We start from the raw sequence: 18,538 nt of genomic DNA, 5'->3' as shown, positions 1-18,538 counted from the left end.
ATAGGTTAAAATGAAAATTAATAAATATATAGATCATACGCTTTTAAAAGCAGGTGCAACAATAGAAGAAATAAAAAAGCTTTGTGATGAAGCTATACAATACAAGTTTGCGAGTGTTTGTATTCCTTCCTATTACGTAAAAGATGCTTACGAAATACTTAGAAAAACCGATGTGAAAGTTTGTACCGTAGTCGGATTTCCTTTGGGGAATTCTTCAACAGAAACCAAAGTACGTGAAGCACAAATTGCTATTGAAGAAGGTGCAAAGGAAATTGATATGGTAATTAATCAAGCAGCCATCAAATCGAATAGATGGGACGATGTGCAAAGCGACATTAGCCAAGTAAAAGTAGCTACTGGAAATTATATTTTAAAAGTGATTTTAGAAACCTGTAATCTTACCGATGAAGAAATAGCAAGAGCTTGTCAAGAAGCAGATAAAGCTGGAGTTGATTTTGTAAAAACATCTACTGGTTTTGCTTCTGGTGGAGCCACAACAGAAGCTGTTCAAATTATGAAAGACAACATTAGCAAAAATGTAAAAATTAAAGCTTCAGGTGGAATTCGTGATTTACAAAGTGTAAAACAATATATAGAACTTGGTGTGAGTAGAATTGGTGCATCGTCTGGTGTGGCTATTATGGAAGGAACAAAAACAGATTCAACCTATTAAAAATTAAGCTTATGAGTATTCACATCAACGCTAAAAAAGGCGACATAGCTGAAACTGTTTTACTTCCTGGCGATCCGCTTCGCGCGAAATGGATAGCCGAAACCTTTCTTGAAAATCCAGTTTGTTTTAACGAAGTTCGTGGGATGTTAGGTTTTACAGGGACGTATAATGGAAATCGCGTTTCGGTAATGGGAAGCGGAATGGGAATTCCGTCCATCAATATTTACGCACACGAATTAATAACCGAATTTGGCGTGAAAAATTTAATTCGTGTTGGCAGCGCTGGTTCCATGCAAATTGATATTAAAATTCGTGATGTTGTTGTGGCCATGTCGGCTTCTACCAATAGCGGATTAAACAAAACTCGTTTTCTAAGTGGTGATTTTGCTCCGACTGCTAGTTTTCAATTGTTCAATAAAGCTATTGAAATTGCAAAAGAAAAAAATATTGATGTAAAAGCGGGAAATATTCTATCTTCTGATACATTTTATACAGACGATCCAGAAGAATGGAAACATTGGGCTAAATTTGGTGTACTTTGTGTAGAAATGGAAGCCGCTGGTTTGTATACTACATGTGCTAAATACAATGTAAATGCACTTTGTTTACTTACCATTTCAGATAGTTTAGTAACCGGTGAAGTTACTACCTCTAAAGAAAGAGAAACCACATTTAGCGAAATGATTAAAATTGGCTTAGGTTTAGCTTAAACAAAATTATTTTGAACTTAGATGTATACTTTATTTAAATTTTAAATCGAAGAGTTTTTATATCCAAAAGACTTAATGCAAAACAGTGAAGATTTTCAACATCGAATTTGGCAACAGTACATCGGATTTTTGTCTACGCCAGATTTGCTGTTGGATAGGGTTTTAATTCCATATCCTAATCTTGATCTAGGAAAGCCTATAAATTCATCCGAATTATCTTTATCTGAAGTTAATTTAGTAGAATTAAACAAGCAAAATTACTTAGGAAAACGCGTTGAATTATTTTTCAAAGAGTGGCTAGAAAATATAATTGAAGCTGAACTACTCGCCTTTAGTTTACAAGTAATCGAAGATAAACTTACCCTTGGTGAATTCGATTTTTTATGGAAAAATAATAATCAATATTTCCATACAGAATTGGTTTACAAACAATATATTTTTGATCGGGATTTATCTAAAAAAGAAGTTGAGTGCTGGGTTGGACCTAATAAAAAAGACTTTTTACATTTTAAATTGAAAAAGCTTAACGAGAATCAGTTTCCTTTACTTTACAAAGCTTCAACTGAAAATATTTTGCAAGAAAAACTGGGTTTAGAAGCTGAAAATTTTCAACAAAATTTGTGTTTTAAGGCACAGTTATTTGTTCACTTTCAAGAAAATCAATTTCATTTTAAAGGAATATATCCAAAAGCCATTGTAGGAAAATGGTATTATTTTGAAGAGTTTAATCAGCAAGCTTTTAATCCGTTTCAATTTAGCATTATTGAAAAACAAGATTGGCCTATTCTGCCGCAGCTTACATCAAAAATGGACTGGTTTTCTTTTGAAGAAATCATTCAAAAAGCAGAAGAATTTATCAATGAAAAACGATCGGTGAAATTATGGATGAAAACACCTGAACAAGTTTTTCAATTATTTGTGATTTGGTAGTTTCCTTAAAACTTCATCAACAATTGAAAGTATAATTTGAATTTTATTCACGTGCTTTTCTTATTCAATGCCACGAATGCACGAATTCAGTTTACATTCTCTTCAACAAACATTCGTGAATTAGTGACAAAAATAAACGGTAATAAATAAACTATGGATGAAAACACCAGAACAAGTTTTTCAATTATTTGTGATTTGGTAGTTTCCTTAAAACTTCATCAACAATTGAAAGTATAATTTGAATTTTATTCACGTGCTTTTCTTATTCAATGCCACGAATGCACGAATTCAGTTTACATTCTCTTCAACAAACATTCGTGAATTAGTGACAAAAATAAACGGTAATAAATAAACTATGGATGAAAACACCAGAACAAGTTTTTCAATTATTTGTGATTTGGTAACTTCCTTAAAACTTCATCAACAATTCAAAGCATAATTTGAATTTTATTCACGTGCTTTTCTTATTCAATGCCACGAATGCACGAATTCAGTTTACATTCTCTTCAACAAACATTCGTGAATTAGTGGCAAAAATAAACGGTAATAAATAAACTAAAGATTATTAGTTAGTTATGATGCATTTGAAACATACTCCAAAACGGCTTCATCAAAAGCTTGCGCATGATTGAGAATTTTCATTTCAATAGGAATGTAAAATAATTTATGATTGGGTAGTTGAGTTTTTAATCGCGTGAAATCTTTTTCCGTTGTTAAAATCAATTCTTCTTGATGTAAAGCTTTAATTTCTTCGGCCGTAAAATTATGGTGATCTTTAAATGCCAAGTGTTTTTCAGGTGGATTTACAGTTTTTAAAAACTTCAATAAGGGTTTTGGATTGGCAATACCCGTAACTAAAGTATAACTTTTTAGTTCGGATAGTTTTTTCTTTTTTTCAGTTGAAATAAGGTTTTCTTTATAAGCGATATAAGCAAAAAACAATTTTTGATGCTTTTGAAGCTTCAATTTTTTTTGAATTCGCTCTTGCTCTTCAACAGAAAGGTCTTCGGGACATTTGGTTATAATAATGATATCTGCTCGTTGAGCACCCGAAACAGGTTCGCGTAAATTTCCAGCTGGTAAAACAAAATCGTTGATGTACAAATCGCCATAAACGCTCAGTAAAATATGAAAACCTGCTTTTACTTTTCGATGTTGAAAAGCATCATCCAGCAAGATTACATCGGTATCTTTATTATTCAATAAATGTTGAATTCCGCGTACGCGTTTTTCATCAACGGCAACTTCAACTTCAGGATATTTATTTTTAAATTGTAGTGGCTCATCACCTACTTCAAGTGCTAAATTATTTTTTTCAACTTTTAGAAAACCTGTTGTTTTTCTTCCATATCCACGACTTAAGGTAGCTATTTTGTAATTTTCACCGAGCAGACGAATTAAATATTCAATAGCGGGAGACTTGCCTGTGCCGCCTAAACTCAAATTCCCTACACAAATAATAGGAAATTGAAACGAAGTTGAAGGCAACCAATTTTGGTCGTATGCAAAATTTCGTAAACGAAGAATCAGTGCATACAACACAGAAAAAGGAAGCAGTATTTTTCTGAGTATTTTCATCTGTACGAAAGTATAATTTTTATATTTATGATTTCAAAAATTAATTCATGATTCTACAAGAAGTTATTGCTCAATTAGAAGATTTTGCTCCAACGCATTACGCAGAAGATTTTGACAATGTGGGTTTATTAGTGGGAAGTCCACAGCAAAATGTCAGTGGTATTTTAGTTACATTAGATTGTTTAGAAAGTACAATTGATGAAGCTATCCAACACAATTGCAACTGTATTGTGGCTTTTCATCCTATTATTTTCAAAGGATTAAAGAAATTAACAGGCAAAACTTACGTAGAACGAACCGTGATTAAAGCTATACAAAACAACATAGCTATTTATGCCATTCACACCGCTTTAGACAATCATTATAAAGGAGTAAATTACCAAATCTGCAAACAATTAGGTTTAAAGAATACTGAAATTTTAGTTCCTAAAAAGGAAAGTATTCAAAAACTAACCACTTATGTTCCAACAAAAAATGCAACCGATTTACGAAAAGCTTTGTTTGATGCTGGAGCTGGAAACATTGGCAACTATTCCAATTGCAGCTTTTCTTTAATAGGCGAAGGTAGTTTTTTAGGTAATGCAGAATCCAATCCGCAAGTTGGTGAAAAAGGAAAAATACACTTTGAAAAGGAAACTCAAATTAATATAACATTTGATGCACACTTGAAAAGTAAAGTTTTAAAAGCGCTACGCCAGCATCATCCTTATGAAGAAGTAGCTTACGAAGTTGAAACCTTAGACAATTACAATCAGCAACGCGGCATAGGCATGAGCGGTTTTTTTGATCAACCCATGCAGGAAATTGAATTTATTAGTCATTTAAAAGAAACTTTTGGAACACCCGTAATTCGCCATTCTACTTTTTTAGGAAAATCCATTCAAAAAGTGGCAGTCTTGGGCGGAAGCGGTGCTTTTGCAATTTCCAATGCAAAAAACTGTAAAGCAGATGCTTATGTAACTGCAGATTTAAAATATCATGATTTTTACCAAGCTGAAAACACCATCTTTTTAGCAGATGTGGGACATTATGAAAGTGAGCAATATACAAAAGCACTTTTGCATGCTTTTCTTAGAGAAAAATTCACTAATTTTGCAATCGTTTTATCAGAAATAAATACCAACCCAATTCAATATAGTTGATTATGGCAAAGAAAAAAGAGGTTAGCATAGAAGAAAAATTAAGAGCATTGTATGATTTACAACTTGTAGATTCACGCATTGACGAAATCAGAAACATGCGCGGTGAATTACCTCTAGAAGTAGAAGATTTAGATGCAGAAGTTGAAGGTCTAAGCAAAAGAGTTGATAAACTTCATAATGAAGTAGAAGATGCTGAAAATGCTATTAAAGACAAAAAAATCTTTATAGACGAAGCAAATGCACGGATCAAAAAATATAAGGATCAACAAGACAACGTTAGAAACAATCGCGAGTTTGATTCTTTAAGCAAGGAAATTGAATACCAAGAATTAGAAATTGAACTTGCCGAAAAACACATTCGTGAATTTGGTGCTAAAATTGAGCACAAAAAACAAGTGATTGAAGAAACACAAAGCAAGTTAGAAGAACGTAGAAATCACTTAGAGCACAAAAAATCTGAATTGGATGGCATTTTAAAAGACACCCAAAAAGAAGAAGATGCCTTAGCTAAAAAAGCTGAAGAATTGAAAAAAGACATCGAAGAACGTTTGGTGAAAGCTTATGATCGTATTCGTAAAAATGTAAAAAACGGCTTAGCAGTTGTTACTATAGAACGTGGAGCTGCAGGCGGATCTTTTTTCACTATTCCACCTCAAGTGCAAATGGAAATTGGCTCAAGACGTAAAATTATGACGGATGAGCACAGTGGTAGAATTTTAGTAGACCAAGAATTAGCAAAAGAAGAAGAAGATAAAATGCATAATTTATTTGCCAATATCTAATTTCTTAACTATATATTTTAAAAAAGCCTGCTCGATTGAGCAGGCTTTTTTTTATATGACTAATGCAATAGAAAAATCGCTAATCAAATTATTCATCTTCATTTAAACCACTCAAAATCTTATCTACATCTGCTTCCGTTTTAGACAAAGTATCTTTACAAGCTTGAATTAATTTTGAAGCTCGTTCTACTTTTTCAGCTAAATCGTCAACTGAAATTTCTTCGTTTTCAATTTCCGCTACAATTTGCTCTAATTCTTCTAAAGCCTTATTATATTTAATCTTTTTCATTGGGTTCTATGCTTTTAATATTGCTTTTTATCTTTCCTTGAGAAGTGACATTTTCAATTACATCTCCTTTTTTAAGAGATGTAAAATCAGTGACAATTTTTCCATTTTTCAAAATTAAGGAATATCCACGTTGTAAAATACGTTCTGGCGAAAAGGAATTTATTCTATGTTCTTGATTTTTTAAAAGTAAGTGTTTATTTGCTAAACTTTTTTTCGATAATATATGTAGCAAATGCTGTTGATGCTTTATGTGCTGCTGAGCAGCATGAAGCGTAAATACTGGTTGTCTTTTAATACCACTTTGTATTTGTTTCAAATTCAATTTAGCTTTTTTAATCAGTTTGGGAGATTCAGAATACATACGTTTATTAAACTGTAGCAATAATTGACTTTGAAAACGCACTAAGCTTTTAACTTGCTTTTTAAAATTTGTACTCAATTGAAGTAATTCTTCTTCTTCAGTAACAAAAATGGAAGAAATACATGCTTTTAATTGATCTTGTGCAGTTTCAATTCGAAAAGCATAATCTTTAAATTTCTGAATTACTTCATAAGCAAAATCGGTTGGTGTAATACAGTTTTGGTGTGCTATCATTTCGCAAACCGTTTCATTGGTAGAGTGACCAATTCCGGTATAAACTGGCAAACTCATTTCAGCTACAGTTTTGGAAACTTGATAACTATTGTAACAATTCATACCTACTTCTCCACCGCCACCACGTAAAATACAAACTGCATCAAACGCGTCTTTTCGTTTTTCAATAAGCTGCAATTGTTCAATTAGTTGCTGTTCTGCTTTATCGCCTTGTAAAAGCGAAGGAAAAAGTTGATAATGTAAATTGTATTTTTCTTTATACTGATTTATAATGCTCAAAAAATCGGCATACCCTTTACTGGTATTATAAGAGATGATAGCCAAACGTTTAATCAACACAGGCGATGTTAACTTCTTATTTTTATGAAATAAGTCTTCTTGTTGAAGTTGTTGAATGCATTTATCTTTTTCAACAGCCAATTCACCTAAAGTAAACTGCGGATCGATACGTAAAATTTGGAGCGAAAAACCATAGGTTTGATGAAAACTGAGCTTGGCTCGGAACAAAATATTCATTCCATCTTCTAAAGGAGTCTTCGCAATTTTCAAGAAGTTTTTATTGATTTTCTGATAATGCGTAGACCAGATAATCGAACGCATCTGCGCTTTAATTTTACCGTCTTTTCGTTCGACTAAGTCGGGAAAACAATGACCGGTTTTGGGGTAAAAATTCAGTTTTGAAATTTCAGCTTTAATCCAAAATCCTGATTGGTAATGCGTCTCAATCATATTTTGGAGACTTTTACCAATATCAGAAAGTTGATATACTTTTATATCAGACAAATTACAAGTTTACATTCTTCCTTTTAAGGCGTTAAAAACCCAAGCAATTGCAAAAAAACCAATGCCTACCGACGCAAAACCCCAACCCGCAATTTCGCTATATTTAGTTGCTCCTAAAATAATTAAACCAATTCCAACAATGATCATTATTAAGGTAGCATACCCTAGAACTGTATTTTTATTCATCATTCCCATGCATCCATTTTTTTTGAATCCGCAAATATAGTAAATCTTTATAATCGCATTTGTATTGAATTTAGGCTATTCTTCACTTAAGCGTTGAATTAAATTGTTTATTTCATTAGAATTCCAACTCGCTGCTCCGGTTTTTTTAATCCAAATATTTCCTTTTTTATCTATTACATATGTGGTTGGCAGCTGATTACTTTGAAGCAAATCTGGGGGATTTTGTTTTTCGAAATAGATTGGTAAGTTATAGTCTTCCTTAGCTAAAAAATTAAATACGGCATCTTTTTCATCCCTGGCTATAAAGTAAAAATCAACTTCTCCTTTATGTGTATTATATAATTCTTGTAAATCAGGCATTTCAGCTACACAAGGTCCACACCATGTAGCCCAAAAATTTATTAAGACTACTTTCCCTTCAGAAGAACTAAGGTTTGCATTTTGTTTGTTTTGATCTAGAAGCAGCCAATTGTAATCTTCGAGTTGGTTTAACTTTTCTTCATTTTCAATAGAAGGACTAAATGAAAAAGTTCTCTTGATGAAAACTTGCAACTGAAAGCGCGTTGATGGTATTAAAAATAAAATTACCAAAATCACAAACAAAACATTGCTCCAATTCTTAACAATCCAAGATTTTTTTGAATCTGAATTTTTATCTTTTTTCATTATTTTTTTCTAGGTAAGTACACCAATTTTTTTGTCTCAAAAAAGGAATCACTGAATAATTCTTCTAAATTAAAAATTTCTGCATTGCTATATGGCGCGAGTTCTTCAGTTAAGTCGCCTCCTTTTAGATATAAAATTCCATTTCGACGTTCGTGTCTAGAATTGCTAGACATTTTTCCTTTTACCCAATGTGTAAATGTTGGCATGGCAGCAACTGCTCTACTTACAATGAACTCATATTGACCTGTAATGTTTTCTACACGATCGTTTACCGTTTTGACATTTTGAAGTTGTAAACCTTCAATTACTTCATTCACCACCTTAATTTTTTTTCCGATGCTATCTACCAAAGTAAAATGGCATTCAGGATATAAAATGGCCAATGGAATTCCAGGGAAACCACCACCAGTTCCAACATCAAGAATTGTAGTTTCTGGTAAAAAAGGATTCAATTTTGCAATTGCTAATGAATGCAGGACGTGTCTTGTATAAATTTCGTCTATATCTTTACGCGAAACCACATTTATTTTTTGATTCCAATCTTTATACAAATCGGCTATTTGTATAAATTGTTCAATTTGGCGGTCTGATAAGTCAGGAAAGTGTTTTTGTATTTCTACCAAAGTAATTTTTTGGGCAAAAATACGAAAGTCCATACTTGTATAAACTTTATGCTTAAAAAATATGTTATATCAAGCTAATGACCTATTTTTGAATTGATACAAATTATATTATATGGCAAGTCCTATTCGCTTCTCGAGAGCAGAATCTAAAGAGTTCATTCGTACGCTAAACAAACGTGTAAATGCTTATTTCAAAGACAATCAAATCTCAAAAACAGGAAACTGGAAGTTACATTTAAAAAGTGTAATCATGTTTTCTTTATTTTTAGCTCCTTACCTAATCATTCTTTTTACTCCTTTTGCTCCTTGGGTTAAATTGCTTATGGCAATTACTATGGGAGTTGGAATGGCTGGCGTTGGTATGAATATCATGCATGATGGAAATCACGGCACCTATTCTAAAAAGAAATGGGTAAATAAATTAATGGGCGGAAGTATTTACATTCTTGCAGGTAACGTATACAACTGGCAAGTACAACACAATGTCTTGCACCACACCTATACCAATGTACACGGACATGATGAAGATATTAGCGTAGGACAAATTGTTCGCTTTACTCCTGAAGTTAAATGGAGAAAGTTCCATAAATTTCAACATATTTATTCTTTTTTCTTATATGGTTTATTGACTATTAATTGGGCAATAACTACTGATTTTAGACAATCTAGAAAATATTTAAAGCAAAAACTTTCTTATGGTAAATTACCGAATCCGTTCAAGCAATGGAGCACGGTAGCCATTAGTAAAATTGCTTATATTTTGTTGTGGATTGTAACACCTATTGTGTTTACAGAATTAACATGGTGGATGGTAATTATTGGCTTTTTAGCTATGCATTTTACTGCAGGCTTAATTTTAAGTGTTGTTTTTCAGTTGGCTCACGTTACCGAAAACACCTTAATGCCAATTCCAACAAAAGATTTAAAATTCGAGCACGCTTGGGTTACGCATCAATTGTTTACTACGGCAAATTTTTCAGTTAAAAACAAATTAGTAGGTTGGTTTACAGGTGGATTAAACCATCAAGTAGAGCATCATATTTTTCCGAATATTAGTCACATTCATTATAGTAAGATTAGAAGTATTGTAAAAGAAACTGCACAAGAATATAATTTACCTTATTTTGAATATAAAAGCACTAGAGAAGCCATAATTTCTCACTACAAATATTTAAAAGAATTAGGAACTCAACCACAAATAGCATAAGTAGAATACAAATGAATACACTTTCTGATAAAGTAAATGGATTGCAAACTTCTGCAACCTTAGCTATGGCAGCGAAAGCTAGAGAATTAAAAAGTCAAGGAAAAGACATTATTGGTTTAAGCTTAGGGGAACCCGACTTTAACACCCCAGATTTCATTAAAGAAGCAGCTAAAAAAGCAATAGATGAAAATTACCACTCCTACACTCCAGTAGATGGATACCAAGAATTAAAAGAAAGTATACAAGGTAAATTCAAAAGAGACAATAACTTAGAATACAAATTAAGTCAAATTGTAGTTTCTACAGGAGCTAAACAATCTTTGTACAATATAGCAAACGCAATTTTAAATCCTGGAGATGAAGTTATTTTGCCTTGTCCTTATTGGGTGAGTTATCGTGATATAGTTCAACTTACTGGAGCAACAGCGGTTGAAGTTCCAACTGTTTTGGAAACCGATTTTAAAATGACTCCTGAGCAATTGGAAAAGGCAATTACACCAAAAACAAAAATGATTTGGTATAGTTCCCCTTGTAATCCTTCTGGTTCAGTATACAGCGAAAATGAATTGCGTGCTTTAGCTGAAATCTTAAAGAATTATCCACAAATTGTAGTGGTAAGTGATGAAATTTACGAGCACATTAATTTTTCAGATGAAAAATTCTCCATGGCGCAAATCGATTTTATGAAAGATCGAACAGTAACCGTTAATGGAGTTTCTAAAGCCTATTCAATGACAGGTTGGCGTATTGGTTACATCGGCGCTCCAGAATACATTGCTAAAGCCTGCACCAAATTACAAGGTCAAGTTACAAGTGGCGCCAATTGTATTGCTCAACGAGCAGTTATCGCTGCTTTAGATGCACCGATTTCTGAAATTCAGTTCATGATTGATAAATTCAAAGAAAGAAGAAAATTAGTATTGGATTTAGTTGAAGACTTAGATGGTTTCTCTTCAAATGTACCCGAAGGTGCTTTTTATGTATTTCCAAATGTGAGTAGTTTTTTTGGAAAACAACTAGGTAAGCATCAAATTAATAATGCATCAGATTTTAGTTTATTCTTGTTAGAAGAAGCCAATGTTGCAACAGTAACTGGCGAAGCTTTTGGAAATCCAAACTGCATTAGAATATCTTATGCTGCTAGTGAAAATGACATCAAAGAAGCATTTAAACGAATCAAGTCTGTTTTAGCATAACTTTTGTTTAGCAAAGCAACTTTTTTCATAGACTTATATACTTAGGTTTTTTTAAAAATATGTATAGCATCAGTGTTTTCAAGAAGTTTTCTTGGAAACACTTTTTTTTTAACCTTGTCTTTTCTTTGCCATAAAAATACATGGCTCGTAACATTTAGGTAACTTTTATATAACATTAAATCAGCAAATTACGGCTCAATGTAAATTTAATGTTAACTGAATGTATATTTAATGTAAATTAATTCGTATATTAGCTACAAATATGAGAGATATGAAAAATGTTGTAGCTTTTATGGTTTTCTTTTTAATGGGTGTTGTCCTTTACGCTCAAGAAAACAACGAACGAGCAAAATTTGAAAAAAAAGGAGATTTAGTTGAAGCAACTTATTATCATGAAAATGGTAATGTAAGTCAAACTGGTTTTATCAAGAATAAAAAACCTCACGGTGTTTGGAAAGCATATGATATGCAAGGCAAAAAAATTGCTCAAGCGCAGTATGTTGAAGGTAGAAAAGACGGAAAATGGTTCTTTTGGAAAGAAGACAAATTAACTGAAGTTGAATATAAACAAAATGATATTGTTGTTGTCAATGATTATAAAATGACGGACTCTTACGCAATCAATTAAATATATTCAAGCATAATAAAATCATTAACCACTTAATTAATATTAGGTGGTTTTTTTTGATTTTGTATAAACTACTACTTTAAGAAATTAACTTATAACGATAGTAATAACTTAAAAACCCAAACAACATATTGGCACTACAAATCAAAAGTAATATCATCAAATTTACTTTTACTTATACAATATCATTTCAAAAGCAAAATTGATACATAAAAAAATCCGTCTCTAGATAGAGACGGATTTTTTAGTATATTAAGATTTTAATGTTAGGCTAAAACCTTTTGTACTTTATCTGCAGCTTCTTGGAAAATTACAGCTGACTCTACATTTAAGCCGCTATTGTCTATAATTTCCTTAGCTTCTTCAGCATTGGTTCCTTGCAAACGAACAATAATTGGAACTTTAATTTGGTCGCCTAAATTTTTGTAGGCTTCCACTACTCCATTGGCAACACGGTCGCAACGAACAATTCCACCAAAAATATTGATCAAGATTGCTTCTACTTTTTCGTCTTCTAAAATAATACGGAAAGCTTCTTCCACACGTTTTGCATCTGCAGTACCACCTACGTCTAAGAAGTTTGCAGGCTCGCCACCAGCAAATTTAATTAAATCCATAGTTGCCATTGCTAAACCAGCACCATTTACCATACAGCCCACATTTCCATCTAGGTTTACAAAACTCAATCCAACTTCTTTAGCTCTTACTTCAGTAGGATCTTCTTCGCGTTTATCTCTTAATTCTGCATAATCCTTATGTCTAAATAAAGCAGAATCATCAATAGTAACTTTAGCATCAACAGCTAAAATATTATCATCAGATGTTTTTAATACAGGATTAATTTCAAATAAAGAAGAATCTGAACCATCGTAAGCTTGGTATAAAGCAGTTACAAACTTGGTCATTTCTTTAAAAGCCTTTCCGCTTAATCCTAGATTAAATGCAACTTTTCTCGCTTGGAACGGAAGAATACCTGTTGCAGGATTAATTTCTTCTGTAAAAATACGTTCAGGAGTTTTTTCTGCAACCGTTTCAATATCAACTCCACCATCTGGAGAATACATAATCATGTTTCTGCCAGTTGCTCGGTTTAGTAAAACAGACATATAGTATTCTTCTGGTTCGTTATCACCAGGATAATATACATCTTCAGCAATTAAAACTTGGTGAACTTTTTTACCATCTTTAGAAGTTTGTGGAGTTACCAGATTCATTCCAATAATTTCTCCAGCAATTTTTTCAACTTCTTTTAAGTTTTTAGCCAATTTAACTCCGCCACCTTTTCCGCGTCCACCTGCATGAACTTGGGCTTTTATTACGTGCCATCCCGTTCCGGTTTCTTCGGTAAGTTTTTTAGCAGCTTCTACAGCTTCTTCTGGAGTGGTAGCTACAATGCCGCGTTGAATATTAACGCCAAAGCTATTTAGTATTTCTTTTCCTTGATATTCGTGTAAATTCATATTCAGGTTGTGCTTAAAATTAAGTCCTACAAAAGTAACAATTTAAGCGCTTAAGGCAAGTTATTTGAAGTCTATTTCATTAAAGAAATGCTAAATTATAGCTGAGCAAGTATATTTTAAAGCCATTTTCTTTCTGTATGCTATCAAATGTTTTTACTTAGCTTTGCCAGACAATTGAAGCAATATCTATGAAAGGAAACAACATTAAAATAAAAAACAAAAAAGCGAAGTTTAATTACGAATTTCTAGATAAATACATCGCGGGAATCGTGTTACGTGGTACCGAAATAAAAGCCATTCGGGAAGGGAAAGCCAGCATTGCAGAAAGTTTTTGTGAGTTTAATGACAAAGGTGAACTTTTTGTTATAAACATGAACATTCAGGAATATTCGCATGCTTCACATTTTAATCATAACCCAAAAAGTGAACGGAAATTACTGTTGAATAAAAACGAACTAAAAAAACTACATAAAGAAGTTAAAAATTCAGGTCTCACCATAGTTCCATTATTGATGTTTATTAACGATCGTGGATTTGCCAAACTGCAAATTGCTCTAGCCAAAGGTAAAAAAGTACACGATAAGCGTGAGACCATCAAAGAACGAGAAACCAAACGTAAACTAGATCGAATCAAAAAATCCTTTTAATGAAAAACTCATTTTTTATCTTCATCCTAATTCTAAGTGGTTTGCATGGTTATGCCCAAAGCATCTCTGGAAAAGTTACCAATACAGATGGCGAAGCGCTATCTGATGTAAATATTTATATTGAAGGTTCTTTTACTGGAACAACCAGCAACGCTGAAGGAAAATACCAGCTTAAACTGAAGCAATCGCAGAATAACTTTACTTTAGTTTTTCAATACTTGGGTTTTAAAACTGAAAAAATTGAAATTGAAAATTTAAATAAGAGTCAACAAAAAAATGTTGCTTTAACTGAAGAAGTAACTAGTTTAGATGATGTTGTTGTAAAAGCTGATGAGAATCCAGCCTTAAAAATCATACAACAAGCCATACAGCACCGAAAGAAAAACAAAAACAAAATTGAAGCTTTCGCGGCAGACTTTTATTCCCGAAGTTTATGGAAAGCTGAAAATATTCCTGAAAAAATATTAGGAATGGAAGTAGGCGACATGGACGGAACTTTAGATTCTACCCGAAGCGGAATCATATATTTAAGTGAAACGGTTTCCAAAATATATTATCAATCGCCAGACCGGTTTCGGGAAGAAATTACAGCTTCAAAAGTAAGTGGCAACGACAATGGTTTCAGTTGGAACAATGCAGAAGATTTTAATGTTTCCTTTTACAACAACACCATCAGTTTCAACATCGAGATGATTTCACCCATTGCCGATTATGCTTTCAATTATTACAATTACCAATTGGAAGGTGTATTTTACGACAGTAATGGATTTTTAATCAATAAAGTAGAAGTAATTCCGAAGCGAAAAAAAGATAAAGTTTTTTCAGGGTACATATATATTGTAGAAGATTCTTGGGAAATTTTTGGAGTTGACTTAAGTACTACTGGTGAAGCTACGCAAATTCCACCTTTAGAAAATGTTCAATTTCAACAAGAATTTGCTTACAATTCAGAAAATGAAATTTGGTTAAGCCTTTCCAAAGGATTCAATTTTACGTGGAAGATTCTTGGCATGTCTGGAAGCGGAAAGTTTTTAGGTTTTTACAAAAATTATAATTTAGAACCTACCGCAGAAGAACTTCGGTTCACGAATGAAATTGTCTATTATGAAAAAGATGCCAACAAAAGAGATTCTATTTTTTGGGAAAGCACTCGCCCTATTCCACTTACCGAAATAGAACAAAATGACTACATACGAAAAGACAGCATTCAAACCTTACGGAAGTCTAAAACCTACTTAGATTCAGTTGACCAGGTTGGCAATAAGTTTAAAATTTTGAGTCCTATAACAGGTTATACATGGGATAATTCTTATAAAAATCGTTCGTTTTCTTATGAAGGTTTTTCCTTTAGAAATTTAAGCTATAACAATGTACAAGGATGGAATTTGAACACTTCATTTACCTACAGACAAAAAGATGAAGACAATTCCTTTAAAAAATTCTGGGATCTTAGTGCAACTGCCAATTATGGATTTTCAGAAGAAAAGTTACGTGGAAAATTAGCGTTTAGGAAAAAATTCAATAACACAAAAGACACCTATTTAGGTGTTTCAGCGGGAAGCGAAGCAATTCAAATTAACAGCACCAATCCCATTAGCCCATTAATTAATACCATTGCTGCTACCTTTTTTGAACGAAGCTTTTTAAAAATGTACGAGCGTAATTTTGCAGAAGTTTTGTTTGCTGATGAAGTTACCAACGGAATTCGTGCTTATGCAAACTTTGCTTTTGAAGATAGAAATGCTTTAAACAACTCAACCAACTCAAGAATTTGGATAAATAACCCGGAAGGATTCACCAGTAATCATCCTTTGTTTCCCAATCAGACAGGAGAAAATTTATTTCAAAACCACCACATATTTATTGCTAAAGTAGGTGCAAATTTGAGATTTGGACAAAAATACATCAATCGGCCAGATGGAAAATACAACATCCCGAACAACGATTATCCTAGAATTGACTTAGTATACGAAAAGGGTTTTGGAAGTTCATTTAGTAACTACAATTTCGATATGTTGCGCACTAGCGTTCAGCAAAATCTAAATCTAGCCAACTTAGGAGTTTTTAATTATCAAATCAACACGGGTTGGATCAATAATAACAACGAGCAGATTTCATTTCTAGACTTTAAACACTTCAACGGAAATCAGACTTTTGTAGAAACTTCAGATTCCTATCTCGGTAAATTTTTGATGATGGATTATTATGCGTTTTCAACTCAACACAGTTATGCAGAAATGCATGTTGAACATGAATTTAAAGGACTGATCTTAAATCGAATACCTGTTTTAAATCAACTTAATTACAACTTAGTAGCTGGTGCAAAAAGCTTGTTTACCCAAGAACGAAAGCCTTATTATGAAGTTCATGCTGGTTTAGAAAATTTAGGTTTTGGAAAATTTAGATTTCTACGCCTAGATTATGTACAATCTTTTTATGGTGGAAAAACACAAAGTGGAATCATGCTCGGACTCCAGTTTTTGAATTTCCTGTAGCCTAAAACAGATCATATTAATTTAAGTAGCTAATATTCTGCATTATTTATTTAGGTATGATGCCAATCTATATTTTAAAGCGTATTTACATGACATTTAAAATAGTAATCGGTATAAAAATGTATTTTTGTCTAAAATTTATGACATGCTCATTATAGGAATTGCGGGTGGAACGGGAAGCGGAAAAACAACCGTTGTCAACCAAATTATAAACGAATTACAGCACGACGAAGTAGATGTGATTTACCAAGATTCGTATTATATGGACACTAGCCATTTAAGTTTTGAAGAGCGTAAAAAAATCAATTTTGATCATCCTAAGTCTATTGATTTTGAATTGCTTCATGAACATTTATCCAGTTTAAAAGCGGGTGTTCCCATCGAACAACCGGTTTATTCTTTTAAAGAACACAACCGAACTGGCGAAACCGTTACTACACTTCCCAAAAAAGTTATGATTGTTGAAGGAATTTTAATTTTAGCACATAAGGAAGTTCGTGATATGTTCGACATTAAAATGTTTGTTCATGCAGATAGTGACGAACGTTTAATTAGAAGATTGAAACGCGATATTCAAGAACGTGGTCGCGATTTAGATGAAGTTTTAAATCGTTACCAAACCACGTTGAAGCCTATGCATCAACAATTTATAGAACCCACCAAAGAATTTGCAGACATTATTATTCCTTACAATAAATACAACAACGTGGCGATAGATATTGTGCAATCTGTAATTAAAGAGCGTATTTTAGGCTAAATATTTAATAGCTCAAACAGTTTTAGTTGCCAATATTCAACTCAGGTTCATAACTTTCTAAAAATAAAACCTTGAATAATTCAAAATAAATTTGAACTATTCAAGGTGAAAATTTAAGCGCTAAAGCTGTATTCGTTTAATTGAAGTAAAACCCATTTGGACCTAAGCCTACTTCAGTTTCTAAAAGAATTTCTCCCGTTTCACTATATACATGTATATTCCCATTAGAAGCAAAATCGCCTGCATCGGAAATGTAAATTTGGTTGTCTTTTACTGCAAATCCGTAAAACACACCTGATTCAGAATTGGTTTCATAAGAAAACATCTGCTCTTCTGTAAAATCTAATTCATTTACTGAATTGGAATACACTGAATTCCCCAAAGTATAGTATACTTGATTTTGATCAATTCGTAAATTATTTACACCTTCTGCTTCTTCAGGAATAGTGATTGTTTCAGTTACATTGAAACTCCCTAAATCAACTTTAGAAAGTTGATTTCCACTTAAGGTAAACAATTGATTATTGGCTAAAACCATAGAATTTAAGCCATCGCCCACTTGTACTACTTGTTCTATTGCTGCTGTAGCAGGATTGATTAAACTCACCGAATTTCCATCTGAAAAGGCAGAATTTTGAACAACCAATTTCCCGTTGTAAGCTTCAATTTTATCCGCAATATTATTTACCGCAATATTGCTTTCCACTTCATAAGTTTCTAAATTAACAACCACAATAAAATCGTCTATAGTAGAATCAAACCCAGCTAAATTGGTCACGTAGGCTTTGTTATCCAACACCACACCGTAGCGTGGAACTTCAAAACCGGCATCAATAACTTCAATAAATTCCAAGGTAAAACGATTAACGACATTTATTAAATTACTTCCGTTTGAAATGATAAACATGCGCTCTTCATCAAAAAATACTGACTGAACAAAACTACCGATATCTGCATTGGGATTTTCAACTGAAAATACATTCTGAGTCACTTCAGAAAAATCGTTTTTTACAAAACTAAGCGAACCACTTCCGCCAAAAGGACCTTCGTTTACTATAAAAAATCCATCTACATAATCACCTGTGGGTAAAGGTTCTTGCGGATTAATATTATCGTCATCACTGCTACAGGATGCAAACAAAAAACTGGCAATTGCTACAAAACTAACATACTTAAAATACTTCATAATTT

19 protein-coding genes are annotated in these 18,538 nt (G+C 32.7%); 11 read left to right on the top strand and 8 right to left on the bottom strand.

The window, feature by feature from the left end; genetic code table 11:
- The first annotated feature begins 10 nt into the window (after window positions 1-10).
- The 3 genes from deoC (at window position 11) to IEV72_RS03245 (ending at window position 2,313) form a co-directional block, all read left to right on the top strand.
- Window positions 11-673, top strand: a complete 663-nt coding sequence (gene deoC / locus IEV72_RS03255; RefSeq protein ID WP_188457650.1) for a deoxyribose-phosphate aldolase — start codon at window positions 11-13, stop codon at window positions 671-673.
- 11 nt (window positions 674-684) lie between these two features.
- Window positions 685-1,383: a purine-nucleoside phosphorylase gene (gene deoD / locus IEV72_RS03250; RefSeq protein WP_188457649.1), complete on the top strand. Its 699-nt coding sequence runs from the start codon at window positions 685-687 to the stop codon at window positions 1,381-1,383.
- A gap of 75 nt (window positions 1,384-1,458) precedes the next feature.
- Window positions 1,459-2,313 carry a DUF1853 family protein gene (locus IEV72_RS03245; protein ID WP_188457648.1) on the top strand — a complete coding sequence of 285 codons (855 nt, stop codon included), beginning with the start codon at window positions 1,459-1,461 and terminating at the stop codon, window positions 2,311-2,313.
- 573 nt (window positions 2,314-2,886) lie between these two features.
- On the opposite strand, the gene lpxK is transcribed toward IEV72_RS03245, so the two are convergent.
- Window positions 2,887-3,891: a tetraacyldisaccharide 4'-kinase gene (gene lpxK / locus IEV72_RS03240; protein ID WP_188457647.1), complete on the bottom strand. Its 1,005-nt coding sequence runs from the start codon at window positions 3,889-3,891 to the stop codon at window positions 2,887-2,889.
- A gap of 47 nt (window positions 3,892-3,938) precedes the next feature.
- Here lpxK and IEV72_RS03235 point away from each other — a divergent pair, with 47 nt between their 5' ends.
- Both IEV72_RS03235 and IEV72_RS03230 read left to right on the top strand, forming a co-directional pair.
- Window positions 3,939-5,033, top strand: a complete 1,095-nt coding sequence (locus IEV72_RS03235) for a Nif3-like dinuclear metal center hexameric protein (protein ID WP_188457646.1) — start codon at window positions 3,939-3,941, stop codon at window positions 5,031-5,033.
- A gap of 2 nt (window positions 5,034-5,035) precedes the next feature.
- Complete coding sequence (locus IEV72_RS03230; protein ID WP_188457645.1) at window positions 5,036-5,815, top strand: zinc ribbon domain-containing protein; 780 nt, start codon at window positions 5,036-5,038, stop codon at window positions 5,813-5,815.
- Window positions 5,816-5,903: 88 nt separating this feature from the next.
- On the opposite strand, the gene xseB is transcribed toward IEV72_RS03230, so the two are convergent.
- The 5 genes from xseB to rsmG all read right to left on the bottom strand — a co-directional run bounded on the left by xseB (window position 5,904) and on the right by rsmG (window position 8,990).
- The gene (xseB, locus tag IEV72_RS03225; protein WP_188457644.1) at window positions 5,904-6,104 is read right to left on the bottom strand and encodes an exodeoxyribonuclease VII small subunit; all 201 of its coding nucleotides are present in this window, start codon (window positions 6,102-6,104) and stop codon (window positions 5,904-5,906) included.
- Window positions 6,091-7,482, bottom strand: a complete 1,392-nt coding sequence (xseA, locus tag IEV72_RS03220; protein ID WP_188457643.1) for an exodeoxyribonuclease VII large subunit — start codon at window positions 7,480-7,482, stop codon at window positions 6,091-6,093. The genes xseB and xseA overlap by 14 nt, the downstream gene beginning before the upstream one ends.
- A gap of 9 nt (window positions 7,483-7,491) precedes the next feature.
- On the bottom strand, window positions 7,492-7,668 hold the full coding sequence (locus IEV72_RS03215) for a CAL67264 family membrane protein (RefSeq protein WP_229731791.1): 177 nt from the start codon (window positions 7,666-7,668) through the stop codon (window positions 7,492-7,494).
- 75 nt (window positions 7,669-7,743) lie between these two features.
- Window positions 7,744-8,334, bottom strand: a complete 591-nt coding sequence (locus tag IEV72_RS03210) for a TlpA family protein disulfide reductase (protein ID WP_188457642.1) — start codon at window positions 8,332-8,334, stop codon at window positions 7,744-7,746.
- Complete coding sequence (gene rsmG / locus IEV72_RS03205; protein WP_373283983.1) at window positions 8,334-8,990, bottom strand: 16S rRNA (guanine(527)-N(7))-methyltransferase RsmG; 657 nt, start codon at window positions 8,988-8,990, stop codon at window positions 8,334-8,336. The genes IEV72_RS03210 and rsmG overlap by 1 nt, the downstream gene beginning before the upstream one ends.
- A gap of 79 nt (window positions 8,991-9,069) precedes the next feature.
- On the opposite strand from rsmG, the gene IEV72_RS03200 reads away from it, so the two are divergent.
- The 3 genes from IEV72_RS03200 (at window position 9,070) to IEV72_RS03190 (ending at window position 11,988) form a co-directional block, all read left to right on the top strand.
- A complete protein-coding gene (locus IEV72_RS03200) occupies window positions 9,070-10,164 on the top strand; it encodes a fatty acid desaturase family protein (protein WP_188457641.1) in 1,095 nt (364 codons plus the stop codon).
- 11 nt (window positions 10,165-10,175) lie between these two features.
- Entirely contained in the window at window positions 10,176-11,360 is a 1,185-nt protein-coding gene (locus IEV72_RS03195; protein WP_188457640.1) for a pyridoxal phosphate-dependent aminotransferase, read from the top strand.
- Window positions 11,361-11,631: 271 nt separating this feature from the next.
- Window positions 11,632-11,988, top strand: a complete 357-nt coding sequence (locus IEV72_RS03190; protein ID WP_229731783.1) for a toxin-antitoxin system YwqK family antitoxin — start codon at window positions 11,632-11,634, stop codon at window positions 11,986-11,988.
- 266 nt (window positions 11,989-12,254) lie between these two features.
- On the opposite strand, the gene sucC is transcribed toward IEV72_RS03190, so the two are convergent.
- Window positions 12,255-13,448 (bottom strand): ADP-forming succinate--CoA ligase subunit beta, encoded by a 1,194-nt coding sequence (gene sucC / locus IEV72_RS03185; protein ID WP_188457639.1) that lies wholly within the window; start codon window positions 13,446-13,448, stop codon window positions 12,255-12,257.
- A gap of 188 nt (window positions 13,449-13,636) precedes the next feature.
- Between sucC and smpB the strand changes: the two genes are divergently transcribed.
- The 3 genes from smpB to udk all read left to right on the top strand — a co-directional run bounded on the left by smpB (window position 13,637) and on the right by udk (window position 17,347).
- Window positions 13,637-14,095, top strand: coding sequence for an SsrA-binding protein SmpB (gene smpB / locus IEV72_RS03180; protein ID WP_188457638.1), 459 nt, complete (start codon window positions 13,637-13,639; stop codon window positions 14,093-14,095).
- Window positions 14,095-16,590 (top strand): DUF5686 and carboxypeptidase regulatory-like domain-containing protein, encoded by a 2,496-nt coding sequence (locus IEV72_RS03175; protein WP_188457637.1) that lies wholly within the window; start codon window positions 14,095-14,097, stop codon window positions 16,588-16,590. The genes smpB and IEV72_RS03175 overlap by 1 nt, the downstream gene beginning before the upstream one ends.
- Before the next feature lie 145 nt (window positions 16,591-16,735).
- Window positions 16,736-17,347, top strand: a complete 612-nt coding sequence (udk, locus tag IEV72_RS03170) for a uridine kinase (protein ID WP_188457727.1) — start codon at window positions 16,736-16,738, stop codon at window positions 17,345-17,347.
- A 136-nt stretch (window positions 17,348-17,483) separates the two neighbouring features.
- Here the strand turns inward: udk and IEV72_RS03165 are convergent, their stop codons facing one another.
- The gene (locus IEV72_RS03165) at window positions 17,484-18,533 is read right to left on the bottom strand and encodes a YncE family protein (RefSeq protein WP_188457636.1); all 1,050 of its coding nucleotides are present in this window, start codon (window positions 18,531-18,533) and stop codon (window positions 17,484-17,486) included.
- Between the last annotated feature and the right edge of the window lie 5 nt (window positions 18,534-18,538).

Origin of the sequence: Psychroflexus planctonicus (assembly GCF_014640195.1) — a bacterium.
In the GTDB taxonomy this organism is placed as follows: Bacteria; Bacteroidota; Bacteroidia; order Flavobacteriales; family Flavobacteriaceae; genus Psychroflexus; species Psychroflexus planctonicus.
The sequence above is the reverse complement of the archived record's forward strand: the minus strand, read 5'-3'. Positions and strand labels throughout refer to the sequence as shown.

Coding starts and splice junctions, on each gene's coding strand:
- udk (WP_188457727.1), top strand. CDS start 16,736: ATGCTCATTATAGGAATTGCGGGTGGAACGGGAAGCGGAAAAACAACC.
- deoD (WP_188457649.1), top strand. CDS start 685: ATGAGTATTCACATCAACGCTAAAAAAGGCGACATAGCTGAAACTGTT.
- IEV72_RS03175 (WP_188457637.1), top strand. CDS start 14,095: ATGAAAAACTCATTTTTTATCTTCATCCTAATTCTAAGTGGTTTGCAT.
- IEV72_RS03210 (WP_188457642.1), bottom strand. CDS start 8,334: ATGAAAAAAGATAAAAATTCAGATTCAAAAAAATCTTGGATTGTTAAG.
- IEV72_RS03230 (WP_188457645.1), top strand. CDS start 5,036: ATGGCAAAGAAAAAAGAGGTTAGCATAGAAGAAAAATTAAGAGCATTG.
- smpB (WP_188457638.1), top strand. CDS start 13,637: ATGAAAGGAAACAACATTAAAATAAAAAACAAAAAAGCGAAGTTTAAT.
- deoC (WP_188457650.1), top strand. CDS start 11: ATGAAAATTAATAAATATATAGATCATACGCTTTTAAAAGCAGGTGCA.
- lpxK (WP_188457647.1), bottom strand. CDS start 3,891: ATGAAAATACTCAGAAAAATACTGCTTCCTTTTTCTGTGTTGTATGCA.
- IEV72_RS03235 (WP_188457646.1), top strand. CDS start 3,939: ATGATTCTACAAGAAGTTATTGCTCAATTAGAAGATTTTGCTCCAACG.
- IEV72_RS03195 (WP_188457640.1), top strand. CDS start 10,176: ATGAATACACTTTCTGATAAAGTAAATGGATTGCAAACTTCTGCAACC.
- xseB (WP_188457644.1), bottom strand. CDS start 6,104: ATGAAAAAGATTAAATATAATAAGGCTTTAGAAGAATTAGAGCAAATT.
- IEV72_RS03165 (WP_188457636.1), bottom strand. CDS start 18,533: ATGAAGTATTTTAAGTATGTTAGTTTTGTAGCAATTGCCAGTTTTTTG.
- IEV72_RS03190 (WP_229731783.1), top strand. CDS start 11,632: ATGAAAAATGTTGTAGCTTTTATGGTTTTCTTTTTAATGGGTGTTGTC.
- IEV72_RS03245 (WP_188457648.1), top strand. CDS start 1,459: ATGCAAAACAGTGAAGATTTTCAACATCGAATTTGGCAACAGTACATC.
- sucC (WP_188457639.1), bottom strand. CDS start 13,448: ATGAATTTACACGAATATCAAGGAAAAGAAATACTAAATAGCTTTGGC.
- IEV72_RS03200 (WP_188457641.1), top strand. CDS start 9,070: ATGGCAAGTCCTATTCGCTTCTCGAGAGCAGAATCTAAAGAGTTCATT.
- rsmG (WP_373283983.1), bottom strand. CDS start 8,990: ATGGACTTTCGTATTTTTGCCCAAAAAATTACTTTGGTAGAAATACAA.
- IEV72_RS03215 (WP_229731791.1), bottom strand. CDS start 7,668: ATGAATAAAAATACAGTTCTAGGGTATGCTACCTTAATAATGATCATT.